The following is a 5,377-nucleotide window of genomic DNA, read 5'->3' as shown; positions in this document are numbered from 1 at the left end:
GCCGTCCTTAGGCCACTACACAGCTGCCGACCTTCCCCCCCCCCCCCCCCCCACTACGCATCAGGGCTTGTCGCCGCCCCTGTCCACGCAGCCCCAGTTGAGGATCGGCGTGCCGGGCTTGAGCACCTGGCGGAAATAGGCCACACGCGACACCTTCGGATTGACCACCACCGGCGCCTTGGCCGCCAGCAGCAGCGGCAGGTCGGCGGTGCTGTCCGAGTAGGCGATGTCGATGTCGCCATAGCCGCGCTCGCGCAGCATGCGCATCTTTTCTTCGTTGTGGCAGTGGCGGGTGGCACCTACCGCACCCAGGCGCGGCCCGACTTCGCTGCCGATCACCGGCACGCCCTGGTGGGCGACGAAGGCCAGGATCGCGCGCGCCAGCTCCGGCGGGGCGCCGGTGGCGACCACCACGCGATCGCCATTGGCACGGTGCCGGGCGAACACCTCCAGCGCCTGCGGCAACAGCTTGGCGCGCAGTTCCGGCTCATGCTTGAGCACGTAGGCGTCGATCACGCGGTTGAACTCGCGTGCACGGTGCAGGCCGAACGTGGCGATCCACACATATACCGAGATACCGGCGCGCCGGGTCGGCAGCATCGCCACCAGCGGCCCGGCGATCGGCGTGACCAGCAGCGCGGCCAGCATCCGCAGCGGGTTGCGCTTGATCAGCGAGGCGAACAGGTGGCTGCCCGAATCGCCGTCGTACAGGGTGTGATCGAAATCGAAGACCACCAGCGGGGCGTCTTCGCGCGGCGTTGGGTAGATCGCAGTCATGCGCTGAAGAATAGCTGACGCAGCCCCTCGCCGGGCTCTTCGACGCGCATGAAGGCTTCACCGACCAGGAAGGCGTGGATACCCGCATCGCGCATCACGCGCACGTCGTCCGGGCCGAGGATGCCGCTCTCGGTGACCAGCAGGCGGTCGCGCGGCACGGCCTGGCGCATGTCCAGGGTGGTCTGCAGCGACACCTCGAAGGTGCGCAGATTGCGGTTGTTGATGCCCACCAGCGGCACCGGTACCTGGATGGCACGCTCCAGTTCATCGATATCGTGCACTTCCACCAGCACATCCATGCCCAGCTGCATGGCCAGGTCGGACAGCTCGGCCAGCTGGCGGTCGTCCAGCGCGGCCACGATCAGCAGGATGCAGTCGGCGCCCAGCACGCGCGCCTCGTACACCTGGTAGGGATCAATCACGAAGTCCTTGCGCAGCACCGGCAGCGTGCAGGCCTCGCGGGCCTGCTGCAGGTAGGCATCGCTGCCCTGGAAGAAGTCCACGTCGGTCAATACCGACAGGCAGCTGGCACCGCCGAACTCGTAGCTCACTGCGATGTCGGCCGGATGGAAGTCCGGGCGGATCACGCCCTTGGAGGGGCTGGCCTTCTTGACCTCGGCGATCACCGCCGGGTTGCCCGCGGCGATCGAGGCGCGCAGGGCATCGGCGAAGCCGCGCACCGGCGGGGCCTGCTCCAGCCGGGCGATCAGCGCCTCCAGCGGCACCTGGGCACGGCGCGCGGCCACTTCGTCGGCCTTGCGGGCCAGGATGGTGTCGAGGATGTCGCTCTTGTCGCTCATGTCGGTCGGGGTCCTTCAGGCCGGCCATTATCGACCAGACGCGGGCAATGCGTGAAACAGGGGGGAAACGACTCAGCCGCCGGCGCGGATACGGTGGGTGGCCTCGACGTACTGCTGCATGCGCAGCCGCGCACTGCCGTCGGCAATGACCGCCCGCGCGCGCGCCAGGCCGTCGGCGATGCTGTCGGCCACGCCGGCCACGTACAGCGCCGCACCGGCGTTGAGCGCCACGATGTCCAGCGCCGGGCCCGGCTGGTTGTCCAGCACCCCGCGCAGCATCGCGATCGACTCGGCCGGGTCGGCCACCTTCAGGTTGCGGCTGGCCGACATGGCGATGCCGAAGTCTTCGGGATGGATCTCGTACTCGCGCACCTTGCCGTCGCGCAGCTCGCCGACCAGGGTGCCGGCACCGAGCGAGATCTCGTCCATGTTGTCGCGGCCCCACACCACCAGCGCGCGTTCGGCGCCCAGCTCGCGGAGCACGCGCGCCTGGATGCCGACCAGATCGGGGTGGAACACACCCATCAGCACATTGGTGGCGCCCACCGGGTTGGTCAGCGGGCCGAGGATGTTGAAGATGGTGCGCACGCCCATTTCGCGCCGCACCGGGGCAACCACTTTCATCGCCGGATGGTGCATCGGCGCGAACATGAAGCCGATGCCGGTATCGCTGATCGCGCGCGCGACCTCCTCGGGCCGCAGCTCGATGATCGCGCCCAGCGCTTCAACCGCATCGGCGCTGCCGGACTTGGACGACACGCTGCGGTTGCCGTGCTTGGCCACCTTGGCGCCGGCGGCGGCCACCACGAACATCGCGCAGGTGGAGATGTTGAAGGTGTGCGAGCCGTCGCCGCCGGTACCGACGATGTCGATCAGGTGGGTGCGGTCCTCGACGGGCACCGCCAGGGCCAGCTCGCGCATCACCGTGGCCGCGCCGGCGATCTCGCCCACAGTTTCCTTCTTGACCCGCAGGCCGGTGAGGATCGCGGCGGTCATCACCGGCGACACCTCGCCACGCATCACCTGGCGCATCAGATCGACCATTTCGTCGAAGAAGATTTCGCGGTGCTCGATGGTGCGCTGCAGGGCTTCCTGGGGGGAGAAAGTCATGAGGGGTCCTTTGCGGTACGGGTGCGGCGCGCTCAGCGCTGCAGGAAGTTCTTCAGCAGGGCGTGGCCGTGCTCGGTGAGGATGGACTCGGGGTGGAACTGCACGCCTTCGACCGGGTGCTCGCGATGACGCAGGCCCATGATCTCTTCCACCGTGCCATCGTCGTTCTCGGTCCAGGCGGTCACTTCCAGGCACGCCGGCAAGGTGGTCTTGTCCACCACCAGCGAGTGGTAGCGCGTGGCCTGGTAGCGGTCCGGCAGGCCGGCGAACACGCCCTTGCCTTCATGCCGGATCGGCGAGGTCTTGCCGTGCATGATGGTGCCGGCGCGGATCACATCGCCGCCGTAGACCTGGCCGATGCTCTGGTGGCCCAGGCACACGCCGAGGATCGGCGTGGTCGGGCCGAGCCGGTGGATCAGCTCCAGCGACACGCCCGCTTCGTTGGGCGTGCACGGGCCAGGCGAAATCACGATGCGCTCGGGGGCGAGCGCGGCGATCTCATCGACGCTCAACGCGTCGTTGCGCACCACCTTGACCTCGGCGCCCAGCGTCTGCAGGTACTGCACGAGGTTGTAGGTGAAGCTGTCGTAGTTGTCGAGCATCAACAACATGGTCAGGGTCCGTCTTGGATGAGAAAAATGGCGTACACGTTCTCGGTGTACGTGATGGGCGCAGCGGTGAGCAGTTCGCCGCCCGACGCCGCGCGGTAACGCGACCCGGTCACGGCCACCTTGTCCAGCGTTTCGCCTCCGCTTCCGCGGCTGTAGCCGAACCCATCGTGGACTTGCGTGCCCCAGGTGCCGGCCTGCACGCCATAGGCGAAGTTCGGTGCGACGTCGGAAATGCTGTACAGGCCGGTGATCGTCGTGCCGTACGCGCCGGCCAGGCCCTTGGCCGATTCGCGCGTCTGCGCGGCGGCTTCGGCCTTCAGTTCGCCCCGCAGGCGGCGTTCGCCCGAGTAGGTCGGCTCAGCGGTACTGACCTGCACCTCGCGGCTGGCCTTGAGATCGCCGAGGAAGGCTTTCAGCGCCTGCGCATCGGAGAATTCGGCCTTCAGATCGCGACTGGCGGCGGTGCCGTTGAACACCTCCTCATCGTTGCGATAGCGCGTGGACGGGGCAATGCTCAGGTTGGCGGCACTCACGCTGCCATCGATGGCGCCGTGCTGGGCGAACAGCTGCAGCACGCGTTCGGCATTGGCCTGCACGCGCGCGCGGGCGACATCGGTCTGCATGTCGACCGTTTCCAGCGCCACTTTCACCGTGAAGCGGTCCGGCATCACCGTGCGGGTGGCGCTGCCCTTCACCAGCAGGTGCGGCTGCGAGGGAATGGTGTTGGCCTGGCCCCACGCAGGGGCGACGGCGGCCAGTGTCGTCGACAACAGCAATGCGCTCAGCAGCTTCATGCGGTATTCCTTGTCTGGATGATGCAGCGGACGCCGTGGCATGCGCCACGGCAGAGGAACTCACAGGCCCTTGGCGGCCTGGGCGACCGCACGGAACAGCGCGCGGCCCTTGTTCATGGTCTCGTCCCATTCTTTGCCCGGGTCCGAGTCGTAGACGATGCCGGCGCCGGCCTGCACGTGCAGGCGGCCGTCCTTGATCACAGCGGTACGGATCGCGATCGCGGTATCGGCATCGCCGTGCCAGCCGATGTAGCCGATGCTGCCGGCATACACGTTGCGCTTGATCGGCTCCAGCTCGCGGATCACTTCCAGCGCGCGGATCTTCGGCGCACCGCTGACGGTGCCGGCCGGGAACGTCGCGCGCAGCACGTCGGCGTAGCTCAGGCCCGGCTGCAGCTGGCCGGTGACCTCGCTGACGATGTGCATGACATGGCTGTAGCGTTCGATCACGAACTGTTCGCCCACTTCCACCGTGCCGGCCTTGGACACGCGGCCCGCATCGTTGCGGCCGAGGTCGATCAGCATCAGGTGCTCGGCGCGCTCCTTCGGGTCGGCCAGCAGTTCGGCTTCCAGTGCGTTGTCTTCTTCCACCGTGGCGCCGCGCGGACGGGTGCCGGCGATCGGGCGGACGGTAACCTCACCATCCTGCAGACGCACCAGGATTTCCGGCGAGGAGCCAACCACCTGCACATCGCCGGTATCCAGGAAGTACATGTATGGCGAGGGATTGAGCGCCCGCAGCGCGCGGTACACATCCACCGGGCGCGCCTTGAACGGCACGCTCAGGCGCTGGCTCAGCACCACCTGGAAGATGTCGCCGGCGCGGATGTATTCCTTGGATTTGTCGACCGCGGCAATGAAGCCGTCGCGGGTGAAGCCGGACACGAAATCGTTCTCGTCCAGCACGTCGCGGGTGATCGGTGCCGGATAGCCCGCGCCGGGCGCGCGCAGCTTGGCCACCAGCGCATCCAGACGGGCCTGTGCGTCGTCCCACGCCCCGGGTTGGCTCGGGTCGGCGTGCACGATCAGGTACAGGCGGCCCTTGAGATTGTCGAACACCGCCAGGTCTTCGGAATGCAGCAGCAGGATGTCCGGGGTGCCCAGCTCGTCGCGGCCGCGCGGCGGTGCCAGGCGCGGTTCGATGTAGCCGATGCACTCGAAGCCGAACCAGCCGACCAGACCGCCGGTGAAGCCCGGCAGGCCCGCCAGCTTGGGCACCGAGTGGGGGGTGGGGGGTGGATAGAAACATATTAGGAGGTCGGAGACATAACGCGTGAGCACGACC

The 5,377-nt window shown here is 67.8% G+C and carries 6 protein-coding genes; all 6 read right to left on the bottom strand.

Annotated features, from left to right (window positions below):
* Positions 1 to 60: 60 nt before the first annotated feature.
* Complete coding sequence (locus ACO6VK_RS04905) at positions 61 to 777, bottom strand: haloacid dehalogenase-like hydrolase (RefSeq protein WP_422505826.1); 717 nt, start codon at positions 775 to 777, stop codon at positions 61 to 63.
* Positions 774 to 1,577 carry an indole-3-glycerol phosphate synthase TrpC gene (gene trpC / locus ACO6VK_RS04900; RefSeq protein WP_422505825.1) on the bottom strand — a complete coding sequence of 268 codons (804 nt, stop codon included), beginning with the start codon at positions 1,575 to 1,577 and terminating at the stop codon, positions 774 to 776. The genes ACO6VK_RS04905 and trpC overlap by 4 nt, the downstream gene beginning before the upstream one ends.
* A gap of 72 nt (positions 1,578 to 1,649) precedes the next feature.
* Positions 1,650 to 2,687 carry an anthranilate phosphoribosyltransferase gene (gene trpD, locus ACO6VK_RS04895; RefSeq protein WP_411852426.1) on the bottom strand — a complete coding sequence of 346 codons (1,038 nt, stop codon included), beginning with the start codon at positions 2,685 to 2,687 and terminating at the stop codon, positions 1,650 to 1,652.
* 32 nt (positions 2,688 to 2,719) lie between these two features.
* Positions 2,720 to 3,298 carry an anthranilate synthase component II gene (locus ACO6VK_RS04890; RefSeq protein ID WP_422505824.1) on the bottom strand — a complete coding sequence of 193 codons (579 nt, stop codon included), beginning with the start codon at positions 3,296 to 3,298 and terminating at the stop codon, positions 2,720 to 2,722.
* A gap of 2 nt (positions 3,299 to 3,300) precedes the next feature.
* The gene (locus ACO6VK_RS04885) at positions 3,301 to 4,092 is read right to left on the bottom strand and encodes an SIMPL domain-containing protein (protein WP_422505823.1); all 792 of its coding nucleotides are present in this window, start codon (positions 4,090 to 4,092) and stop codon (positions 3,301 to 3,303) included.
* Positions 4,093 to 4,152: 60 nt separating this feature from the next.
* Positions 4,153 to 5,377, bottom strand: a 1,225-nt coding sequence (locus ACO6VK_RS04880; protein WP_422505822.1) for an anthranilate synthase component I family protein, incomplete at its 5' end; no start/stop codon positions are given.

Origin of the sequence: Stenotrophomonas sp. GZD-301 (assembly GCF_049310345.1) — a bacterium.
Taxonomy (GTDB): Bacteria; Pseudomonadota; Gammaproteobacteria; order Xanthomonadales; family Xanthomonadaceae; genus Stenotrophomonas.
Note: the sequence above shows the minus strand (reverse complement) of the source record. Positions and strands in the feature narration are given on the sequence as shown.